This is a genomic window from Streptomyces sp. NPDC058646 (assembly GCF_042716875.1).
Taxonomy (GTDB): domain Bacteria; phylum Actinomycetota; class Actinomycetes; order Streptomycetales; family Streptomycetaceae; genus Streptomyces.
Genome location: NZ_JBHXRK010000014.1, coordinates 104,910 through 126,701 on the forward strand (window position 1 = coordinate 104,910; position 21,792 = coordinate 126,701).

At 73.5% G+C, this 21,792-nt stretch carries 16 protein-coding genes; 3 read left to right on the forward strand and 13 right to left on the reverse strand.

The window, feature by feature from the left end; genetic code table 11:
• Nucleotides 1-85 precede the first annotated feature (85 nt).
• The 4 genes from ACFWUZ_RS18895 to ACFWUZ_RS18910 form a co-directional block, all read right to left on the reverse strand.
• Nucleotides 86-1,891 carry an ATP-binding cassette domain-containing protein gene (locus ACFWUZ_RS18895; protein WP_384373592.1) on the reverse strand — a complete coding sequence of 602 codons (1,806 nt, stop codon included), beginning with the start codon at nt 1,889-1,891 and terminating at the stop codon, nt 86-88.
• A 239-nt stretch (nt 1,892-2,130) separates the two neighbouring features.
• Entirely contained in the window at nt 2,131-2,880 is a 750-nt protein-coding gene (locus ACFWUZ_RS18900) for an NUDIX domain-containing protein (RefSeq protein ID WP_384373595.1), read from the reverse strand.
• A gap of 69 nt (nt 2,881-2,949) precedes the next feature.
• Nucleotides 2,950-4,944 (reverse strand): glycogen debranching N-terminal domain-containing protein, encoded by a 1,995-nt coding sequence (locus tag ACFWUZ_RS18905; RefSeq protein WP_384373598.1) that lies wholly within the window; start codon nt 4,942-4,944, stop codon nt 2,950-2,952.
• A 206-nt stretch (nt 4,945-5,150) separates the two neighbouring features.
• A complete protein-coding gene (locus ACFWUZ_RS18910; RefSeq protein ID WP_384373601.1) occupies nt 5,151-6,416 on the reverse strand; it encodes a DUF4192 domain-containing protein in 1,266 nt (421 codons plus the stop codon).
• A 122-nt stretch (nt 6,417-6,538) separates the two neighbouring features.
• Between ACFWUZ_RS18910 and ACFWUZ_RS18915 the strand changes: the two genes are divergently transcribed.
• Nucleotides 6,539-8,698, forward strand: a complete 2,160-nt coding sequence (locus ACFWUZ_RS18915; protein WP_384373604.1) for a RecQ family ATP-dependent DNA helicase — start codon at nt 6,539-6,541, stop codon at nt 8,696-8,698.
• Between the two features lie 214 nt (nt 8,699-8,912).
• Nucleotides 8,913-9,542 (forward strand): hypothetical protein, encoded by a 630-nt coding sequence (locus tag ACFWUZ_RS18920; protein ID WP_384373607.1) that lies wholly within the window; start codon nt 8,913-8,915, stop codon nt 9,540-9,542.
• 274 nt (nt 9,543-9,816) lie between these two features.
• Here the strand turns inward: ACFWUZ_RS18920 and ACFWUZ_RS18925 are convergent, their stop codons facing one another.
• The 7 genes from ACFWUZ_RS18925 to ACFWUZ_RS18955 form a co-directional block, all read right to left on the reverse strand.
• Nucleotides 9,817-10,458: a hypothetical protein gene (locus tag ACFWUZ_RS18925; RefSeq protein ID WP_384373610.1), complete on the reverse strand. Its 642-nt coding sequence runs from the start codon at nt 10,456-10,458 to the stop codon at nt 9,817-9,819.
• A gap of 59 nt (nt 10,459-10,517) precedes the next feature.
• Nucleotides 10,518-11,228: a ribonuclease HII gene (locus tag ACFWUZ_RS18930; protein ID WP_384373613.1), complete on the reverse strand. Its 711-nt coding sequence runs from the start codon at nt 11,226-11,228 to the stop codon at nt 10,518-10,520.
• A gap of 392 nt (nt 11,229-11,620) precedes the next feature.
• Entirely contained in the window at nt 11,621-13,174 is a 1,554-nt protein-coding gene (locus ACFWUZ_RS18935) for a DUF4173 domain-containing protein (RefSeq protein ID WP_384373616.1), read from the reverse strand.
• Nucleotides 13,175-13,725: 551 nt separating this feature from the next.
• Entirely contained in the window at nt 13,726-14,643 is a 918-nt protein-coding gene (locus tag ACFWUZ_RS18940) for an ADP-ribosylglycohydrolase family protein (RefSeq protein WP_384373619.1), read from the reverse strand.
• Between the two features lie 11 nt (nt 14,644-14,654).
• The gene (locus tag ACFWUZ_RS18945; protein ID WP_384373622.1) at nt 14,655-15,314 is read right to left on the reverse strand and encodes a histidine phosphatase family protein; all 660 of its coding nucleotides are present in this window, start codon (nt 15,312-15,314) and stop codon (nt 14,655-14,657) included.
• A 72-nt stretch (nt 15,315-15,386) separates the two neighbouring features.
• Nucleotides 15,387-15,992, reverse strand: a complete 606-nt coding sequence (locus ACFWUZ_RS18950) for a YdbC family protein (RefSeq protein WP_384373625.1) — start codon at nt 15,990-15,992, stop codon at nt 15,387-15,389.
• A gap of 32 nt (nt 15,993-16,024) precedes the next feature.
• The gene (locus ACFWUZ_RS18955; RefSeq protein WP_384373628.1) at nt 16,025-16,888 is read right to left on the reverse strand and encodes an arylamine N-acetyltransferase; all 864 of its coding nucleotides are present in this window, start codon (nt 16,886-16,888) and stop codon (nt 16,025-16,027) included.
• A gap of 123 nt (nt 16,889-17,011) precedes the next feature.
• Here ACFWUZ_RS18955 and ACFWUZ_RS18960 point away from each other — a divergent pair, with 123 nt between their 5' ends.
• The gene (locus ACFWUZ_RS18960; protein WP_384373631.1) at nt 17,012-17,971 is read left to right on the forward strand and encodes a DUF1152 domain-containing protein; all 960 of its coding nucleotides are present in this window, start codon (nt 17,012-17,014) and stop codon (nt 17,969-17,971) included.
• Between the two features lie 129 nt (nt 17,972-18,100).
• Here the strand turns inward: ACFWUZ_RS18960 and ACFWUZ_RS18965 are convergent, their stop codons facing one another.
• Both ACFWUZ_RS18965 and nrdR read right to left on the reverse strand, forming a co-directional pair.
• A complete protein-coding gene (locus tag ACFWUZ_RS18965) occupies nt 18,101-20,989 on the reverse strand; it encodes a vitamin B12-dependent ribonucleotide reductase (protein ID WP_384373634.1) in 2,889 nt (962 codons plus the stop codon).
• Nucleotides 20,990-21,165: 176 nt separating this feature from the next.
• Nucleotides 21,166-21,678: a transcriptional regulator NrdR gene (gene nrdR / locus ACFWUZ_RS18970; RefSeq protein WP_384373637.1), complete on the reverse strand. Its 513-nt coding sequence runs from the start codon at nt 21,676-21,678 to the stop codon at nt 21,166-21,168.
• Nucleotides 21,679-21,792: the final 114 nt, after the last annotated feature.

A 21,792-nucleotide genomic window follows, 5' to 3' on the forward strand; every position in this document is an offset into this window, starting at 1 on the left:
CCGGGCCTTTTACGGGGACTTGCGGTCCGCTTCACGCGCCGCGGACTTCAACGGTCCGACCCGGCCTCGTCCCGCACCGGAACGATCACCAACGGACTCGACTGCGCAGTCCGGTGAACCCATAGGCGCACAACAGGACCATCAGCGACAACACCAGTGCGGTGCCCACGGGTTGGGCCATGACCCGGAGGGCGCCGAGGACGATGCGGTCCGCCTCCGGCGGCCACTGCGCCCAGGCCAGGCCGCGCAGCCGGGACGCGAGTCCGTCCGTGGGGTACGCGGAGGGGCCGTCCAGCGCCTTGCGCACGAGCGGGACCACCACGACCGGTACGGCGAGCACCGCGGCCAGGCCCGCGGTGGCGGAGCGGAAGACCCCGGAGGCGAGAACTCCCGCCCAGGCGCAGCCGACCAGCAGCCCCGCCCAGCTGACGCCCGGGGCCAGCCACTCCACCGGGGTGCGCGGCGGACCGCTGTCGAAGACCAGCGCCAGGGCTGCGGCGTCCGCGGTCACGGTCAGGGCGCCGAGGAAGAGGGCGAGGGCGGCGCAGACTCCGAGCTTGGCGGCCAGCAGCCCCAGACGGCGGGGCACGGTGCCGCGGTCGGCGGCGAGCGCCGGGTAGCGGTACTCCTCACCGAAGGCCAGGGCGCCGAGCAGTCCCGCGCCGAGCGCCGCGGGCGGCAGCGGCAGCAGCTCCGGCCAGGCGGCGAGCAGCCGGTTCTGCGGGGTCTGGCCGGTCCGGGCCAGGACGAGGGCGGTGACGACGGAGGCGGCCACGACGAGGGCCGCAGTGAGGACGGGGGTGGAGGTGCCGAAGACGCGGAGCAGCTCGTAGCGGAGCGGGCGCAGCGGTCCGCCGACCCGGCGCACCGCGGAGGCGGGCCGCCGGGAACGTTCCGCCCGGAACAGCCGTCCGCCGCCCGCCTCCCCGGACGCGTCACCGCAGGCTTCGCCGGGGACCGGGGCCGCCGCCCCGGCGTCGGCGCGGGCGCGGGCGGGCGGGACCGCGGTCCCGGGTGCGCCCGCGTCTCCGGTCTCGTCGGCGAGCTGGTGGACCAGCACGCCGTGCCGGAAAGCCGCTTCGCCGACCTCGGCGCAGTTGCTGCCGTACACGGAGAGGCGGCTGCCGCTCTCCTCGACGATCTCCACCGCGCGGTGGGCGGCCCGCGCCTCCCGGCCCAGTACGTCGGCCAGCCGGGCGGCGTGCGGGGTGCGCACGGCGACCCGGGGACGCAGCCGGGTCCGGGCGAACTCGGCGGCGTCCTGGTCGGCGACGAGCCGCCCCGCCTCGATGCTGACGACCCGGTCGGCGCTGCGGGCGGCCTCCTTCGCGTCCCCGGTGGTGAAGAGCACCGCGCCGCCCAGGGAGGCGTGGCCGCGCAGCAGGCTGTGCAGCCATCCGCTCTCGCGGGGGGAGAGTCCGGCGCTCGGCTCGTCCAGGAGAAGGGTGCAGGGGTCGGCGAGCAGGGCTGCCGCCAGCCCCACCCGGCGCTCCATGCCGAGCGAGAGCGATCCGAGCCGCTGGTCCCGCAGGCCCGCGATGCCGACGACCTCCAGCATGGTGTCGGCCCGCGAGGCCGGGACCCCGGCCGCGGCGCAGAGCATCCGCAGCTGGTTGCGGACGGTCCGCGACGGGTTGCCGGGCACGTCGCCGAGGAGTACGCCGACCTCGCGGCCGGGGTGCGCGATCCGGTGGAGCGGACGGCCGCGGAAGTAGGTGACTCCGCGTCCCGGTTCGAGTTCGAGCATGAGCCGCAACGCGGTGGTCCTGCCCGAGCCCGGCTCACCGAGCAGGGCGGTCACACTGCCCGGGCGGGCCTCGAAGGTGAGGTCGTCCACGCGGGGCGGGGCGTTGCGGCGGGGTGTACTGGTGAGTCCGATGGCCTGGAGCATCGCTTCTCTCGCAGGGTGTGAGACCGCTCTTCGGCAGGGTGGGTACCCCACGCAAGATAACGCTATATGTCCGATTTTCTGCGCAACCGGTCCGAGGGAACACCGGTATGGCCGTCAGGCGCGGCGCGCAGGAAGGGCCGGCCTGCCCGCTCCGGTACGGCGGGACCCGGTGGCACCCCCGGGCCGGAGCCCGGCACGGCGGCCGGACCCGGTGCACGGACGGGTCCGGCCGGATGGTGTCAGACTTCCGGCCGCAGCATCGGCGGGTTGAGCAGGGTGGCCCCGCCCGCGCGGAAGAGCTGGGCGGGACGACCACCCTGACGGGTCGTCGTCCCTCCGGCCGGCACGAGGAATCCGGGGGTCCCGGTGACCTTGCGGTGGAAGTTGCGCGGATCGAGGGCCACGCCCCAGACCGCCTCGTAGACCCGGCGCAGCTCGCCGACGGTGAACTCCGGCGGGCAGAACGCGGTGGCCAGGGAGGAGTACTCGATCTTCGACCGGGCGCGTTCCACTCCGTCGGCGAGGATCCTCGCGTGGTCGAAGGCCAGCCCAGCCGCGCTCTGGGTGTCGTCGGCGGCCAGGAGCTCGTCGACGGGGGCCCAGCGCGCGCTGTTGGCGTCCCCGCCCGCCCGGGGCGCCGGCAGGTCCGGAGCCAGCACCAGGTGCGCCACGCTGACGACGCGCATCCGCGGATCCCGTTTCGGATCGCCGTAGGTCGCCAGCTGTTCGAGGTGCGCCCCGTTGCCCCCGTCCGGCACGGCCGGGTCGTGCGCGCACAGCCCGGTCTCCTCGGACAGCTCCCTGGCCGCGGCGCCGGCCAGGTCCTCGTCTGCGCGGACGAAGCCTCCGGGCAGGGCCCAGCGCCCCTGGAACGGCTGCTCGCCGCGCCGGACCACCAGCGCGCAGAGCGCGTGGCGCCGAACGGTGAGCACGACCAGGTCGACGGTGACGGCGAAGGGCGGAAAGGCCGACGGGTCGTAGGGCGACATGCCGCGATCATAGTCGTCTGCCTGACGATAAACAGCGCTTTCGTGACCTCGAGGAGGCCGATCCGGAGGCTAGCCTCCCAGCTGGAGCGCATCTGCGGCCTCCTCCACCATGCCGAGGCCGAGCCGGCTGATCCGGACGGCGAACGGCTCCCCCGAGACCCGCAGGCCCGACAGCCGCAACGCACCCAGGGGCGCCCCTGGCAGGGGTACGAGGGCGACGGTGCCGGCAGGGGCATCGGGGCGGATCCCCGCCAAGGCAGTCAGTACGTGGATCCCGGCCGCCGCGGCCACCGCGGCGGGGCGGCAGGCCGCCGGGTGCGGCAGGGGTGCGCTGCCCGCGGTGCGCTGCTCGGCCGCGAACATCTCCGGCAGCCGGTACCCGAAGGCCTCCGCCGCGTACAGCAGCCCCCGGAGCAGACCGGCGGCCTCCTTCTCGAAGCCGGCCTGGGCCAGGCCTGCCACCGCCACGGCGCTCTCGTACGCCCGCACCGAGCCGGAGCGGTGGCCGAACGGATTGTGGCCGGGCTCCCGGACCGCCATGCTCCGCAGCCCCCACCCGGAGTCCATCCCGGGGGCACCGAGCAGCCGGGCGAGCTGCTCGGTGCGGGCTTTGTCCAGCAGCCCCGGGGCCGGCCTGCCGCCGCCGAGCAGGCCGGTGTCGAGCAGGTGGGCGGCGGCTCCCGTCAGCCGGGGCAGCGGGCGCCCGTCGGGGTGCAGGGCCGAGGCCGGGCGGCCGCCGTCGGGGCCGTCGATCCAGAACCCGGCCCGGAACCTCTCCCGCAGCGCCGCCGCCCGCTCCCGCCATTCCCCGGCTCCCTCCCGCCCGCACCCGTCGAGCAGCTCGGCTCCGAGCAGCGCGGCCCGGTGGGCGTGGGCCTGGGTCTCGCAGCGCCTCGGTCCGGGGTCCGGGTCGGCCAGGAAGCCGTTCTCCCCGAGAGCGCCGCGCAGCCAGCCTAGGCACCGCTCGGCGGCCGGGAGCAGCCTGTCCACCTCCTCCTCCGGCAGTCCCCAGAGCCGGGCCTCGGCCAGTACCGCGGGGAAGGCGAGCGTCGCCTCGGTGCCGGTGCATCCGGGCGGGAGCTGGGGGCCCGCCCCGCGCAGCGGTCCGGGGATCATCCCGGCGTCGGGGCCGGACCCGTCCCGCTGGGTCCGGGCCAGGATCCGCAGGGTGGCGGCCGCCAGGCCGGTCCCCAGCGGCAGTGCCATCCGGGCGGCCCACAGCGATTCCGCCGGGGCCAGGCCGAGCCGCCACGGCACGCCCGCCGCCGCGTAGGCGTCGGCCTGGTCCCCGGTGTCCCTCAGCAGCAGGGCGCCCAGGTCCTCGAGGCTGGTGCGGAACCAGCTCTCGGCCCGCGGGTCGTCCGCTTCGGCCCGGGCGTCGGCCAGCGGGTTGGCCACCTGACCGGCCGGAGCCCGCGCGGTGCGGTCCTGGCCGGTCCGCAGTTCGATGGTGCGTGACTGCCCGGGCGCCAGTTCCAGCTGCCAGCGCAGCAGCCCGGCGGAGGCCAGGGCGTCGTCGGGGGCCGGCTCGGCGACGGTGACGGCCTGGGCACTTCCGGTGCTCCAGCGCAGCCCGGCGGCATGCACTCCGGCAGGAAGCTCGGGTCCGGCCCGCCCGGCGGCCACGGCGGCCAGCTCGGCGAGGTCGCTGCCCAGGGAGACTTCCACGGGCAGGCGCACCGGACGGGCCGTGAAACTGCGCAGGGTGATCCGCTCCGTTCCGTCGGCGTGCCGGACCCGCTCCACCCCGATGTCCGGGTCCGGTCCCGGGTCGGCCCCGGTGCGGACCGTGGCGGTGAAGGCGGCCCGGTCGGCGCCGAGGCTGCGCGACTGCACCGGGACGGGGTCCCGGCCTGCGACGCGCAGGACGCACCGGGAGAGCAGTCTGCGCCCCGAGCGGTAGACCCCCTCGATCCCCCGGCCGGTCAGCTGGCCGTGTTCGGGCGAGATCACCAGGCAGGGGGCGGCGATGCAGATGACGGCACCGTGCACGGGCGGCAGCTCGGGCCGGCGGGCGGCGGGGACTCCGGGTGGGCGGGAAGGTGCGGGTGCGGGGTGAGACATGCGTCGCCTTGTCTGCGCTCCGGTGGGTTCGGCGGGGCGGCAGCGCGGCCGGGGCCCCACCGCCCCCCAGGTGAACGCCCCCGCCCCTGCCCGGGTCACGGGCCGCGGCCGGGTCGGCCCGGGGCGGAGCAAGCGGCGCAGGCCCGTGCCCAGGGCACCGCGCAGCCGCTGCGGCGCGGCGTGCCGTCCCGGTAGCCTGCGGGCGATCACTGCTCGCTCCCCGCTGCGCGGCGGGATGCACGGCGGGCACCGGTGCGTCCCCGGCGGCCCGGGGGGCGGGTGGCCGCGGCCTTGCGCCCCCGCCGGGGCTCGCGGCGCCGCCGCTCCTCGCGCAGGCACTGCCGAAGCCCTTCGGGGTCGATGCCCTCGTTGCAGGCGTGGTGGAGCAGCTGGGCGAAGCGGTACTCGGCGTCCGCCCGCAAGGCCATCCCGAAGGCGATCCGCGCGGTCGGCTCGTCCCCGGCGGACCAGGAGACCCAGCCCGCGAGGGTGAGGGGGGCCGCCGCGTGCTCCCCGTAGGCGCCGACGCAGCGGCGGGCGAGGGCCCGCCACAGCCGCAGCGCGGGGGCGGCCTCCTCGTGCTCCATCCACTCGGCGGCGACGTCCCGGATCTCGCGGTCCTGGAGGCCGAGGATCAGGGAGGCGGCCTCGTCGTGGCCGAGCAGGGCGTCGTCCCACTCGTCGGCGCAGGGGCCGCCTTCGGCGGGCGGGGCGAGCACCATGCGCTGCATCAGGGTCCTGGCCAGCGTGATCGTCCGGGCGCCGACCTCCTCCCGGGTGGTCCCGTCGAGGATCTTCGGCACCATGGCGGTGGCGGCGCGGTCCAGGGCCGCCTCCATCTCCTCGGCCACGGCCCCGCGCAGGGGTGACAGCCTTCCTTCGATCTCCTTGAGCGAGCCCCGGACCTGGAGGCCCGCGAAGGTGGCCGTGGCGGCCAGCACGGAGGTGCCGACCGCGGCCAGCAGGCGGCCCTCGGCGGGGCAGCAGCGCTCGTCGGGGCAGCTGTAGGACCAGTAGCGGCCCCCGGAGAGGCACAGGGCCTCCAGGACGGGCACGTCCAGCGCTCCGCACGCCAGCCTGATCCGCTGGGCGAGCGGCCTCAGCCGGTTCATGACCCGCTGGCCGCTGTCGTCGCCGCGCGGATCCTGGCAGAGGAAGACGACGATGCCGTCGGGCCGGCCTCCGCGCCGTTCACTGCCGCGCACGAGGGTCTCGGCGACCTGCCGTGCGGTGTCCTCCCATTCCGCGGAGGCGGCGGGGATGCCGACCCGGAGGCGGCCTCCGAAACGGCCGCCCTCCCCGTGGACGGCGACCATGACGAGGGAGTCGGTCGGGTGGAAGCCGAGCATGTAGGGCAGCGCGTCGGCCAGCTCGGCCGGGCTGCGCAGGGTGATCTGGGGGGCGACGGCGGATCCGGTCCCGACGGCGGAGGGCCGGACGGACGGGGTGCGTGATTCGTGGTTGTTCGTCATGTCCCGAAGGTCCCGCGCGTCCCCGGATCCCGAAAGCCCTGTGGATAACTGTTGATGCTTCAATGTCCACAGGGTCAGGTCGCCATTGGCGCGATGTCGCAGGCATCGGGTTGCATGGAGGCATGAACCCAGACCTGAGGTCCTCCGCCGACACCGTCCTAACCCGTCTCGTGGGTGATCCCACGGGCACCGCTCGGCTGCGCGAGGACCAGTGGCGGGCGATCGAAGCCCTCGTCGCGCACAAGCGGCGGGCGCTCGTGGTGCAGCGCACCGGCTGGGGCAAGTCCGCCGTGTACTTCGTCGCCACCTCGCTGCTGCGTGCGAGCGGCGCCGGCCCCACCGTGATCGTCTCCCCGCTCCTCGCGCTGATGCGCAATCAGGTCGAAGCCGCCGCGCGGGCGGGAATCCGCGCCCGCACCATCAACTCGGCCAACCCCGAGGAGTGGGAGGGCATCCAGGCCGAGGTCGCCGCGGGCGAGGTGGACGTCCTGCTGGTCAGCCCCGAGCGGCTCAACAACCCCGACTTCCGCGACCAGGTGCTCCCCAAGCTCTCCGCCGCGACCGGCCTGCTCGTGGTGGACGAGGCCCACTGCATCTCCGACTGGGGGCACGACTTCCGGCCCGACTACCGGCGGCTGCGCACCATGCTGGCCGATCTCCCTCCGGGCGTCCCGGTCCTGGCCACGACCGCCACCGCCAACGCCCGCGTGACCGCCGACGTGGCCGAGCAGCTCGGTACGGGGGCGGGCACCGACGCCCTGGTGCTGCGCGGCCCGCTGGACCGCGAGAGCCTCAGTCTGGCCGTGCTGACCCTGCCCGACGCGGCGCACCGGCTGGCCTGGCTCGCCGACCACCTGGGGGAGCTGCCGGGCTCCGGGATCATCTACACGCTGACCGTCGCGGCGGCCGAGGAGGTCACCGCGTACCTGCGCCACCGGGGCCACACGGTCTCCTCGTACACCGGCAAGACCGAGAACGCCGACCGGCAGCAGGCCGAGGACGACCTGCAGGCGAACCGGGTCAAGGCACTGGTGGCCACCTCGGCCCTGGGCATGGGCTTCGACAAGCCCGACCTGGGCTTCGTGGTGCACCTGGGCTCGCCCTCCTCCCCCATCGCCTACTACCAGCAGGTCGGCCGCGCGGGACGCGGAGTGGAGCACGCCGAGGTGCTGCTGCTCCCGGGCCGGGAGGACGAGGCGATCTGGCAGTACTTCGCCTCGGTGGCCTTCCCTCCGGAGGAGCAGGTCCGCCGCACCCTGGACGTGCTGGCCCGGGCCGGCCGGCCGTTGTCGCTGCCCGCCCTGGAGCCGCTGGTCGACCTGCGCCGGACCCGCCTGGAGACCATGCTCAAGGTCCTCGACGTGGACGGGGCCGTGCACCGGGTGAAGGGCGGCTGGACCTCGACGGGCGAGCCGTGGGTCTACGACGCCGAGCGCTACGCCTGGGTGGCCCGCCAGCGCGCTGCCGAGCAGCAGGCGATGCGCGACTATGCGGCGGCCACCGGATGCCGGATGGAGTTCCTGCGCCAACAGCTCGACGACGAGGAGGCCGCGCCCTGCGGCCGCTGCGACAACTGCGCCGGCGCCCGGTTCACGGTGGACGTGTCGGCCACCGCACTGGACACCGCGCGCGGTGAACTCGGCCGTCCCGGGGTGGAGCTGGAGCCGCGCAAGATGTGGCCGACCGGGCTCGCGGCCGTCGGCGTCGACCTCAAGGGCCGTATCCCGGCAGGGGAACAGGCCTCCACGGGCCGGGCGCTGGGCCGGCTGTCCGACATCGGCTGGGGCAACCGGCTGCGCCCGATGCTCGCCCCGAACGCGCCTGACCAGCCGGTTCCGGACGATGTCGCACAAGCCGTCGTGGCCGTCCTGGCCGACTGGGCGCGGGGACCGGGCGGTTGGGCGTCCGGGGCCGCGGACGCTCCGGCCCGGCCGGTGGGCGTGGTCGCCCTGCCCTCGCGCAGCCGGCCCCAGCTGGTCGGATCGCTGGCGGCCCGGATCGCGGAGGTCGGGCGGATGCCCCTGCTCGGGACGATCGCGTACACGGACCAGGTCCCGGAGTCCGGACTGCCGTCTTCCAACAGCGCTCAGCGCGTACGGGGGCTCCACCAGGCTTTGACCGTCCCCCCGGCGCTGGCTGACACACTGGCACAGGCAGCGGGGCCGGTGCTCCTCGTGGACGACCGTGCGGAGAGCGGATGGACCGTGGCCGTGGCCGCCCGGCTGTTGCGACGGGAGGGCGCGAAGGGGGTGTTCCCGCTGGTGCTGGCACTCCAGCCGTAGCCGAATGCGTCATTTCCCGCGTGGCGGGGCAAGGATATGAACGGCATACCGGCGAATTCCGGTCGGCGGCGCCAATTGCTCGTTGCCGCATCCTCCGGAGCCACGCGAGAATCGGAGTGCTCCCGCTCGGCTCCTCGGCACCTCCTGGGCCGCGCTGCGGCGCGCCCATACTCCAGCCGTGCCCGTCCGCGGGCGTGTACCCGAAGGGAGGACCGTGACCTTCGGATCCGCCCCGCCCTCGAGCACGTCCCTGAGAACGGCCACCGCCGGAGCCCACCGGCACGGCAGACGGCTGGAGCCCGCCGAGTGGACGGCCGCGGGCATTCCGCTGCTGCGCAATCCGCGTGAGGTCGTCAGCGGACTGCACTCGCGGCACGGCCCCGTCCCGTCCACCGCGGTGATCGCCGTCCTCGGCCCGGAGGACCAACTCGTGGCGAGCGCCTCCTTCGTGCAGCGGTCGGCCTCCGCCGACGGCTGGGACTACCGCAACGCCCTGCTGTCGCGGCTGCGCCGGGTCCTCCCGCACGACCTGCGGCGGCGGACCCCGGTGCGCACGGCGGTCCTGCTCTACTGCCGCGACGGTGACGGGCAGTGGACCGAGGAGGACGGGGCCTGGATGTGGGGGCTGCGGGACGCCTGCACCCTGCACGGGCTGCGCTGCGGCGCGTACATCACGCTGACCCCCGACGGCTGGCAGGTGCTGGGCGAGGGCCGGGGCGGCCGCAGGCCCAGCTCCGACTCGCGGCCCCAGCGCCTCGGTGACACCTCGGCCGAGTTCGCGCCCTTCACCCTGCACTCCGGCGGCGGGGCGGCCGAGGCCCTGCGGCGCACCGCCGCGCGCTGAACCCCGTACCGGAAGAAGGCCGTTGTGCCGGTGCGCACGGGCAGCGGCACGCGGACGGGCGTACGGACAGGACCGGCGTACGGACCCAGCGGTGCGCCGCGAGGGCCCGATGGCACGGCGCCCCGCCATCACCGGCAGGGCGGCCCGGCCACCCGCCCTCCGGGCAGGCCTCACGGCCGTACACCCGGTCGGGCGTACGGCTGATCAGGCCTCGGGCTTCAGCGGGGCCGGCCCACGGCCTGCCCCGCCCCTCGCCCGCGCCGGATACGGGGCGTCAGACGCCCGCGCCCAGCACGGAGTTGATCTGCTGCGGGTCGCCGCACACGATCAGCAGCGCACCGGCCCGTGCGAGCGCGACCGGCAGGGCGCCGGCCATCGCGCCGGCCGGTCCGCCGTTGGCCGCGAAGACCACGACGGGACGGTCCGTGGCGCGCTGGACCTGCGCCGCGTCCGCGTAGAAGACGTCGTCCTTGGCGTCGTGCAGGGCCCAGTAGGCGGCCTCGCCGAAGGACAGCTCGTGTGCGGCCCACGGGTGCGGGTCGCCGGTGGTCAGCACCAGGATGTCGCCGGGCGCGCGCCCGGTGTCGAGCAGCAGGTCGACGGCCTCCTCGGCCGCGTCCAGCGCACCCTCCACCGAGGCCGGGATCAGCTGGATCTGCGGCACCGCGGCCGAGACCGACGGCGCGGCGGGGGCCACGGGGGCGGCGGGAACGGTTCCGGTGGCGGCCTGCGGCGCACGCTGCGCGGGCGGTGCGGGCCTTACGGGACCGGGGCGCCCGGGCCGCGGTACGGCGACAGGACGCGGACCAGGTACGGGGCGGGGGGTCTGCGCGGTGCGGCTCGCGGCCGGCGTGACGCGGGGACCCTGGGCACTCTCGTGAATCTGAGGCTCCTCGATGGCGGGGGTGAGAGGCATGAGTTGATTTCTATCAAACACCGGTACGAAACGTACCGGCCGGTGGCACATGGGTGCGATCAGAAATCGAAGCCGAGTTGGCCTCCGTTTTCCAGCTCCACCGCTTCCTCGCTGCGGCGTACCTTCTTGAGGTGGCGCCACTGGGGCAGTGCGTCGAGGTAGGACCACGACAGTCGGTGGTACGGGGTGGGCCCCAGTTGTTCAAGTGCCGCACGGTGCACGGGAGACGGGTAACCGGCATTGGCGGCGAAAGCGAAGTCCTCTATTCCGCCACCTTGTTGACCGAGTTCGACCATCATCCGGTCGCGCCGGACCTTGGCGATGACCGAGGCGGCCGCGACGGCGACGCAGGACTGATCGCCCTTGATCACCGTCCGGACCTGCCAGGGCGTGCCGAGGTAGTCGTGCTTCCCGTCCAGGATCACCGCATCGGGCCGCACCGGGAGGCCCCCCAGGGCGCGCTCCGCGGCGAGCCGCAGGGCGGCCGTCATCCCGAGTTCGTCGATCTCCTCCGGGGAGGCGTGCCCGAGGGCGTACGCGGTGACCCAGTCCTCCAGGACGCCGACGAGAACGTCGCGCCGCTTGGCGGTGAGCAGTTTGGAGTCGGTGAGCCCCGCGGGCGGCCGGCGCAGACCGGTGACCGCCGCGCACACGGTGACGGGACCGGCCCAGGCCCCTCGTCCGACTTCGTCGACCCCGGCGATGACCTTGGCGCCGGTGGTTGCACGGAGGGAGCGTTCGACGGTGTGGGTGGGTGCTTCGTACGGCATGGCGCCAGCAAGGTTACGCCGCCCCGCGCCGCCTGCACACCCCGGCCCGGCTCCGGCTCGCGAGCCGAGCCCGCACCACGCCTTCCGCGGGGTGCGCGCCGCGCCGGCTACCGGGCGGATGAACCCTCGCCCGGTCCGGGGGATCCGCCCCAGATCAAAGCTCTGCGTTCACCCCCGCACACGCCGAAATCTCACAGCGGGGCCGGCGCGCGGCCATCCCCGCGCAGCGGGCCACGGGCGCCGGCCCGAGCCGGTCACCCCTTCCCTCACTTGCCTCACCAGGCCCCTTCCGGGTCCCCGAGCGAGTCCGGAGCGGGCCCCTCGGGAGGCTTCCGCGACACCGCCCTGACGTCATGTGCTCGCACCTGTGAACCGCGGGCGCGGGTGGCTTCCTAGTTCTCGGTGCGGGTTCCGAAGGCGCCCAGGCGCGAGCAGACCTCGTACGAAGCCGTGACCGGCCGGTCGCGCAGGATCGTCCGCGCCCGGTACTCGCCGAAGCTCATGGCGTACCAGGGCACCCGACCGGCCCTCGCCATCTCGTCGTTGATCCCGCGCAGGGCGCAGGAGCGCAGGGGCTCCGGCAGTGCGTCCAGGCCCGGCACCGCGTCCGCCGACAGGGACTGGACGTAGGCGAGGTCGATCTTTTCGTCCTGCTGGAAGCGGGCCACGTTGCGTTCGGCGACCATCCCGTCCGGGGACATCAGGCCGAAGACGAGAACGGCGGCCGCCGCGCTCCCCATGACAGCGCGCGGCAGCCAGCGTGCGCCGAACACACCGGCCGCCATGATCAGTACGATGACCAGCCCGAGCCACAGTTCCATGGCGGCCACGGAGACGCGCAGCCGGGTCAGTCCGTACGCGTCCACGTAGAGGTCCATGCGGCGCAGCGCGGAGGCGACCACGACCAGGGTCAGCATGCACAGAGCTCCGAGCACGACGCGGACGAAGCGCCGGTCGCCCGGTCCGCCGCGCGGGGCCCAGCGCAGGGCGAGCGCGATCACCACGAGGGTGAGCAGGGTGGCCCAGAGCAGCTGCCAGAAGCCCTGCCGGGCGTACTCGGAGTAGGCGGGTCCAGGGCTGTTCAGGACCTTGTCGTAACCGCCGAACAGGACGGTCAGCTGGACGGCGATGAATCCGGCGAAGAGCAGGTTGAGCAGGACGAGCGGAAGAGCCCACTCGAGGCGGGACCGCGACGTGCCCGGGGTGACCTTGATGCGGTCCCAGCGCAGCGGGGCGGCGGCGGCGCGGGCGGCCGTCAGTGCGACGAGGGCGCCGAAGAGGAAGAGCACGGTGCGCAGCGGCCCGTCCCCGAGGGAGACGTCGGGGACGAGGCCTGCGAGCAGGTCCGCGAAGGCGGCGTCGGCGGAGGCGAACAGCCCGCCGAAGAGCAGCAGCAGGGCCGCGGCGACCGCCACCGCCTTGGCCATCGGCAGCCAGCGGTCCTTGCTCACGCCGCTGCGCGAGCGCAGCCCGGCCCAGGCCCAGCCGAGTCCGGACACGGCGGCGTCGGCGAAGCCGAACGGGCTGAGGAGCACCCCGGGCCAGGTACGGCTGCCGTGCAGTGCCAGGGCGCCGAGCAGGGCGGTGGCAAGGATCGCGAGCGTCGACGGCCACGCGGAGTCCCGCAGCGCGGGGATGAGGAGGAGGGCGATGCAGCCGGCCACCCAGACGAGGGGCCAGGGTCGGGCGCGGCGGCGGGCCGTGCGTGCGGCGGCGTACGCGGCGACCATGGCGGGCACCGCCGCGAGCAGCAGCCCGGGGCCCATGCCGTCGCCCAGCAGCAGGGCGAAGGCGAGGCCGGCGACGAGGGCCGCGACGAGGGTGGCGGTGTGGACCGGCGCGGCCTCGGCGGAGCGGATCAGACGGGGCCACTCGGGCCCGGCGGCGGCCTGCTGACGCTGGTGCGCCTGCCACGCGGCGACCTCGGCGGGCACCCTGGCGCGCATCGACGCGGCGGCGGGCCCCGGCTGGGGCGCGCCCGGCCCGGCCGTGGCGGCACCCGGCTCGGGCCCGCCAGCGCCACCCGGCGCCGGCCCTGCAGGGGCAACCGCAGGCGCAGGCGCAGGCGCAGGCGCAGCAGCGACGGGATCGGCAGGCAGGGACCCGGCCACCGCCGGCCCTGCAGGGGCAGCCCCAGCCGCCGGCGCAGCAGCGACGGGGTCGGCCTGAGGCGGAACCCTGGCGTCCCTCGGGGTCTGCGGTGGGGTGGCCGGAGCCGGCTCCGGCGTCGGTGCGGTGCGGCCTGCTTGCCGGTCCGGCGTCCGGTCCTCGCCCCGCGCGGTACCGGCCTCGGTGCCGTCCGCCCCGTCGGTGTTCTCTGACATCGCCTAGCCCTCCCCTGTCGGCCGCCCCCGGCGTTCCGGTGGAGGCGGCGCAGCGGACAGAGTAGGCCCGTGACGTGCGGCTTCTGCCGGGCGGACGGGGCCCTGTGGCAGGACCGTGACAATCCGAAGCCTCCCGGTCGTCCGGCCCCCACCGGGGCCGGAGCGCCATGGTTTCAGCCGGCCGGGGTCTCCGGCAGCCAGGCCGGCAGGGCCTCGGTGCGGGCCAGCCACGCAGCCGGAAGGACCGCCTCCCCGCGCGCTCCGAGTACGCCGCCGACGATCGCACAGGTGGTGTCGACGTCACCGCCGACCTGAGCGGTGGTCCAGAACGCCCGCTCGTAGTCCTCCAACGCCCGCGCCGCCGACCACAGGGCGAAGGGCACGGTGTCGTGGGCGCTGGTGCGCCGCCCGCAGCCCAGGACCGCCGCCACCGTGGTCGCGTCACCGTAGTCCAGCATGTCCCGCGCCCGCCGCAGCCCTGCGCCCACCGCACTGCGCGGTACCAGCGCGACGACCCCGTCCAGCAGGTCCGCGGCCTTCGGCGGACCCGCCGGGTCCGCCGCCAGCGCGGCGGCGGCGGCGACGGCCATGGCCCCGCACACGGCTTCGCGGTGCTGGTGGGTGGTGTAGGCGGAGATCTCCGCCTGGTGGGTGGCCTGCTCCGGGTCGTCGGCGTACCAGGCACCCAGCGGGGCGATCCGCATGGCCGCGCCGTTGCCCCACGAGCCCTGCCCGTTGAAGAGTTCGGCCGCCAGCGTGCGCCAGTCCTCGCCCTCCCGGACGAGGCGCAGCATGCGGTTCACGGCCGGCCCGTAGCCGCGGTCGAAGTCGTGGTGGTGGGCGAAGGAGAGCGCGAGGGCGTCCTGGTCGATCCGTCCGTGCTCGGCGAGGACGGCCACCACCGAGCAGGCCATCTCGGTGTCGTCGGTCCACTGCCACGTCCCGGTGCCGGCGGGCAGCTCGCGCCGCTTGAGCAACGGGTAGTTCACGGGGACGAAGTACTGGGAGCCCAGGGCATCACCCAGGGCCAGCCCGCGGAGGCTGGCCAGGGCGCGAGCGTAGCGCCGTTCTGGAGAGGAATCAGGGGTCATCGCGGGTCACTCTAGCCGTCCAGGTCGTAGGGCTCGGGCGTGGTCCAGCGCTCAAACGGGCGGTCCATCCGGTACCGGCCGTCCGGACCGAGCATCAGCACCCGGAATTCGCCGTTCCCCGGGTTGGACAGGGCCTCGAACTCGGCCACCGACCAGTGGAACCAGCGCATGCAGAACAGCCGCATCGTCAGTCCGTGCGTGACCAGCAGGACGTTCTCCGGATGGTCCGGGGCCTCGAAGCTGCGGTAGAGGCTCTCCAGGAAGGAGCCGACCCGGTCGTAGACGTCCGCCCCGGACTCGCCCTGAGCGAAGCGGTAGAAGAAGTGCCCGTAGGCGTCCCGGTAGGCCTTCTGGAGCCGTACGTCGTCCCGCTCCTGCCAGTTCCCCCAGTCCTGTTCGCGCAGCCTCGGTTCCTCGCGCATCCGGACCCGTGTCGGGTCGAGCCGCAGTTCCCGGAAGGTCTGCAGGGTCCTGCGGTACGGGGAGACGTACGCGCTGATGTGCTCGTCGCCGAAGAGTTCGCGCAGCCGTACGCCGGCCTCGGCGGCCTGCTCACGTCCGTTCCGCGTCAGCCGCAGGGCGTGGTCGGGCTCCCGCTCGTAGACGGTGTCGTCGGCATTGCCTTCCGACTCACCGTGGCGGATGAGGACGATGCGGCGTGGTCGAACCATCCCCCGACCTTATTCGGCCGTCCTCGGGCGGGCCGACCGGGCACGCCGATCGGCGCGGCGATCATCGTACGGTCATACGGTCCAGGAGGGTTCCAGGTCGACCACGTCACCCGTGAGGGCCTCGACGTCCGCCTGGATCTGGGCCCGCAGGGACAGCCGCTCGACGCGCTCCTGCCGGTACTTGCCGTGCTCGGCGGCCGCGTGCCACATGGAGAGCACCAGGAATTCCCGGCCGGGGGCTTCGCCGAAGAGGCCGCGGACCATTCCTGGCGAGCCCGCCATGGCCGGGTTCCACACCTTCTCCTGCATGAGGGCGAAGTGGTCGACGCGGCCCTCCCGTACCCGGGTGTGGGCGACCCGGACGACGTCGGCGTCGGTGAAGCGCGGCTCGAACCCGGTCTTCACGTCGAAGCGGTGGTCGAAGAGGGTCACCCGCGGATCGGTGTAGGTGCCGTTCTGCGCGGCGGCCAGCCGGTCGTGGCTGCGGGCCATGAAGGAGTCGTAGAAGGAGCGGCTCTCCCAGAACGCGAAGACGTGCGCGACCCCCTGCCGGCCCCGGCTCCAGCCGCCGCCCTGCCCCCGGAATCCCGGCTCGCCCGGCAGCCCCGCCCATTTTCGCTGCCCCCGCTCGAACCCGCGTCGGTCCGTCACCGTGCAGCGAATCCACTTGACCAGCACGGCGCCATCGTACGGGCCCGGCGCGGCCCGGGTCAGTCCCCGGCCCGCTGGATCCCTATGAGTTCCGCCGCGTCCCGCTCGGGCAGCCGGATCCCGAACTCCCGGTCGAGCACGGCGGGCAGTTCCCCGGAGCCGACGACCCGCCGCTCGGTCCGCCCGTCGGGGTGGAGGTACGTGAGGTCCCGGCCGACCAGCGCCCGGCGGGGCCGTACGCCGTCTCCCGGCTGCTGGACGACGACCTGCCCGACGAAGGCGGACCGGGGGTGCGAGGAGCTGTAGTGGTTCAACAGGACGTAGTCGACGGGGTGGTACCGCTGCGGGGAGAACGCGTAGAGGTCCCGCCACCCGCCGTCGCGCAGCAGGCAGAGCACGAGGACGCCGTCCTCCTCCTCGCGGACCCGGTACGTCCCGTCACCCTGCTCCACCGTGGTGCCCGGCCGGCCGAGGGGGACGGGCTCGCGGGGTCCCTGGTAGCCGAACCCGGCGTCGCACAGCCACGGTTCGCCCTCGACGGTCGCCACGAGGACGGCGTGCGTGACCGGGCGCAGGGCGTCCCCGCGGGTGCGGTTGCGGGCGCCGCGTCCGGAGACCTCGAAGCCGATCCGCTCCAGGGCGGCGGCCAGCAGCGAGTTCTGCTCGTAGCAGTAACCTCCGCGGCCGGCCCGGACGAGCTTGTCCTCGACGGCCTTGACCTCCAGCTCGACGGGGCGGCCGAGCAGCACGTCCAGGTTCTCGAAGGTGATGGCGGCGGTGTGGGCGCGGTGCACCTCCTTCAACGTGCGCAGGTCCGGCCGCAGTTCCCGGCCGGCGCCGCCCGCGCCGTCGCCCCCGCACGCGCCCTCGTAACCGATCCGCGCCAGATACGCGTCCAGGTCCAGTTCGTCACCGCTCCACATGGCTCCCCGTCTCCCCGCACTTCCCCGTCCCCGCGCTCCGCGGGCCGCGCTCCCCGGGCCCCTGCCGTCGCTCGCCGTGAAATCCCGGTACTCCGGTGCGTCCGCGCCCGCACAATGATCACCATGACGGCCCTGCACACCAACCCGCTCTTCGCCCGGCTCGCCGGCGCCGAACGCATCCTGGTCGCCGGCGCGGGCGGCGGCTTCGACATCTACGCGGGGCTGCCCGTGGCCCTCTCCCTCCTGCACCAGGGCAAGGAGGTCCATCTGGCCAACCTCGCCTTCAGCTCCCTCGCCGGACTGCCCGCCGAGGACTGGGCAGCGCCCGACCTCGCTGTCATCACCCCGCACACCGCGCCCCACCAGGCCTATTTCCCCGAGCGGACGCTGGCCCGGTGGTTGGGGCTGCACGGCTACCCGACCACCGTGTACGCCTTCCCCCAGACCGGGGTGCAGCCGCTGCGCGCCGCCTACCGCGCGCTGGTCGACCTCCACCGCATCGACGCGATCGTGCTGGCCGACGGCGGCACGGACATCCTGATGCGGGGCGACGAAGCGGGCCTCGGCACCCCCGAGGAGGACCTGACCAGCGTCGCCGCGATAGCCGCGCTGGACGACGTACCGGAACGCCTCGTCGTGTCGGTCGGCTTCGGCGTGGACGCCTACCACGGGGTGAGCCACGGCCTGGTGCTGGAGAACATCGCGGCGCTGGAGCACGAGGGCGCCTACCTCGGCGCGTTCTCCCTGTCGCGCGCCAGCCGCGAGGGGGCGCTCTTCCTGGACGCGGTGGCCCACGCCCAGGACCAGACCCCCGACCGCCCGAGCATCGTGAACGGCTCGATCGCCGCGGCCGTCCGGGGCTCCTTCGGCGATGTCCAGTTCACCACCCGCACCCGGGGCAGCGAACTGTTCGTGAACCCGCTGATGTCGCTGTGCTTCGCCTTCGACCTGCCGGGCCTGGCCGCGCGCTGCCTCTACCTGGACCGCATCGAGGACACGCACCTGATGCGCCAGGTCCATTCCCGGATCGCGGAATTCCGGGAGGAGATCGTCACCAGACCGTCCCTCCGCATCCCGCACTGACGACGGCCGGCCCGGACGGTCGAGGCACGAAGAAGGGGACCGGCTTTCGGCCGGTCCCCTTCGTAGCTGCTGGTCAGCCACCTGCGCGGCGTGCGCCGGATGGTGCGTGCGGCGCAATACCGCCCGTCATCAGCTGCAGCCGCTGGTGGAGCCGCAGCCCTCGCAGATGTAGCAGGAGCCGGCGCGCTGCATCTTCGTACCGCAGGAGAAGCAGAGCGGGGCGTCGGCGGAGACGCCGAGCTGCATCTCGACCAGTTCGGCGCTGCTGTGCGCCGTCTTGGGGGCCGGGAGCGAGGCGGTCACGGCCGGCTTCGGCTCCGAGGGCACCGCGGCGAGCGGGGCCGACTGGGCCAGCGACTCGGTGTCCAGCTCCTCGTCGAGGGGCTCGTAGGAACCGGTCTCCAGGTGGCGCTGGCGCTCCTCGGCGGTGTGGATGCCGAGGGCCGAGCGGGTCTCGAAGGGCAGGAAGTCGAGCGCCAGGCGGCGGAAGATGTAGTCGACGATCGACTGCGCCATCCGCACGTCCGGGTCGTCCGTCATGCCGGCCGGCTCGAAGCGCATGTTGGTGAACTTCGAGACGTAGGTCTCCAGCGGCACGCCGTACTGCAGTCCGACGGAGACGGCGATCGAGAAGGCGTCCATCATGCCCGCGAGGGTCGAGCCCTGCTTGGACATCTTCAGGAAGACCTCGCCCAGGCCGTCGTCCGGGTAGGAGTTCGCCGTCATGTAGCCCTCGGCGCCACCGACCGTGAAGGAGGTGGTGATGCCCGGGCGGCCCTTGGGGAGGCGCTTGCGGACGGGACGGTACTCGATGACCTTCTCGACCGCGGTGCGGATGGTCTCCTCCGTCCTGGCGGTGACCTCCTCCTTCTCCTCCTCCTTCTTCTTGGCGGAGAGGGGCTGGCCGACCTTGCAGTTGTCGCGGTAGATCGCGAGCGCCTTGACGCCCATCTTCCACGCCTCGAAGTAGATCTCCTCGATCTCCTCGACGGTCGCCGTCTCCGGCATGTTGACCGTCTTGGAGATCGCGCCGGAGATCCAGGGCTGGATCGCGGCCATCATGCGGACGTGGCCCATCGCGGAGATGGAACGCTCGCCCATGGCGCAGTCGAACACCGAGTAGTGCTCGGGCTTGAGACCCGGGGCGTCGACGACCACGCCGTGCTCGGCGATGTGGGCGACGATCGCCTCGATCTGCTCTTCCTGGTAGCCCATGCGGCGCAGGGCCTGCGGGACGGTGCCGTTGACGATCTGCATCGAGCCGCCGCCGACGAGCTTCTTGAACTTGACCAGGGCCAGGTCCGGCTCGACACCGGTGGTGTCGCAGGACATCGCGAGACCGATGGTGCCGGTCGGCGCGAGGACGGAGGCCTGGGAGTTGCGGAAGCCGTTCCTCTCGCCGAGGCGCAGGACGTCCTGCCAGGCCTCGGTGGCCGCGGCCCAGATCGTGTTGTCCAGGTCCTCGGTGCGCGGCGCGACGGCGTTGGCATCGGCGTGCTGCTTCATGACGCGCTTGTGGGCGTCGGCGTTGCGGGCGTAGCCCTCGTACGGGCCGACGATCGCGGCGAGCTCGGCGGAGCGCTTGTACGCGGTGCCGGTCATCAGCGAGGTGATCGACGCGGCCAGGGTGCGGCCGCCGTCCGAGTCGTAGGCGTGGCCGGTGGCCATCAGCAGGGCGCCGAGGTTGGCGTAGCCGATGCCCAGCTGGCGGAAGGCGCGGGTGTTCTCGCCGATCTTCTGCGTCGGGAAGTCCGCGAAGCAGATGGAGATGTCCATCGCGGTGATGACGAGTTCGACGACCTTGGCGAAGCGCTCGGCGTCGAAGGACTGGTTGCCCTTGCCGTCGTCGTTCAGGAACTTCATCAGGTTCAGCGAGGCGAGGTTGCAGGACGTGTTGTCCAGGTGCATGTACTCGCTGCACGGGTTGGACGCGGTGATGCGGCCGGACTCGGGGCAGGTGTGCCAGTTGTTGATCACGCCGTCGTACTGGATGCCCGGGTCGGCACAGGCCCACGCGGCCTCGGCCAGCTTGCGGAAGAGCGCCTTGGCGTCGACCTCCTCGATGACCTCACCGGTCATGCGGGCACGCAGGCCGAACGTGGTGCCGTTCTCGACGGCCGTCATGAACTCGTCGTTCACGCGGACGGAGTTGTTGGCGTTCTGGTACTGGACGGACGTGATGTCGTCGCCGCCCAGGTCCATGTCGAAGCCCGCGTCGCGCAGGGCGCGGATCTTCTCCTCCTCCTTCACCTTGGTCTCGATGAAGGCCTCGACGTCCGGGTGGTCCACGTCGAGGACGACCATCTTGGCCGCGCGGCGGGTGGCGCCGCCCGACTTGATCGTTCCGGCGGACGCGTCGGCTCCGCGCATGAAGGAGACCGGGCCGGAGGCGTTGCCGCCGGAGGAGAGCAGCTCCTTGGAGGAGCGGATGCGGGAGAGGTTCAGGCCGGCGCCGGAGCCGCCCTTGAAGATCATGCCCTCTTCCTTGTACCAGTCGAGGATCGACTCCATGGAGTCGTCGACGGCCAGGATGAAGCAGGCGGACACCTGCTGCGGCTGGGGCGTGCCGACGTTGAACCACACCGGCGAGTTGAAGCTGAAGATCTGGTGGAGCAGGGCGTAGGTGAGCTCGTGCTCGAAGATCTCGGCGTCGGCGGGCGAGGAGAAGTAGTCGAAGTCCTCGCCGGCCTTCGTGTACGTCTTCACGATCCGGTCGATCAGCTGCTTCAGACCGGTCTCGCGCTGCGGGGTGCCGACCGCGCCGCGGAAGTACTTGCTGGTGACGATGTTGACCGCGTTCACCGACCAGAAGTCGGGGAACTCCACACCGCGCTGCTCGAAGTTGACCGAGCCGTCGCGCCAGTTGGTCATGACGACGTCACGGCGCTCCCAGCTCACCTCGTCGTACGGGTGCACGCCCGGGGTGGTGTGGATGCGCTCGATCCGCAGGCCGCCCTTGGCGGCCTTGGTCCCCTTGGTGCGGGAACCACGTGCCGAGCTGCTCGCCGTCTCTGTCATGCCAGGCCTCCCATATGCGGGCAAAAACGCCCTAAAGTGCCCGCGTTATTCCGCGGCACGATGCTGTGTCTTTATCTACGTCTCTGCTTCCCCCAGCCCGAGGCGCTGGGGGGACCGCCGGCCTGGCCGGCCACGCCGCCGTGCGAGGGGGGTGCGCGGCGGTGCGGGCCGTCCGGTCAGTCGGCGGCGGAGGCGGGCACGGGGACCGATCCGGTCCCACCGGGCTCGCACTCCTCGGTGCGAGGCCGCCGCTCGCGCAGTTCCGCGATGGCGGTCTCGAAGTCGTCAAGGGTGTCGAACGCTTTGTAGACGGACGCGAACCGCAGGTACGCGACGAGGTCGAGTTCCTGCAGAGGGCCGAGTATGGCCAGACCCACGTCGTGGGTGGTCAGCTCGGCGCTCCCGGTGGCGCGCACCGCCTCCTCGACCCGCTGGCCGAGCTTGGCGAGGGCGTCCTCGGTGACCGGCCGCCCTTGGCACGCCTTGCGCACGCCGGAGATGACCTTGGTACGGCTGAAGGGTTCGGTCACCCCGCTGCGCTTGATCACCATCAGCGAGGCCGTCTCCACCGTCGTGAAGCGACGGGAGCAGTCGGGGCACTGACGGCGCCGGCGGATCGACGTGCCGTCGTCCGTGGTGCGGCTGTCGACGACGCGGCTGTCGGGGTGCCTGCAGAAGGGGCAGTGCATGGTTCCCTCACCCTCCCTCTTCGGCACGACTGAAACACCCCACACAGCCCCTGAACGGAAGGGACGGATCTCTCCCGGGGGCCGGTGAAGCAGCCACCAGCATATGCGATGCCA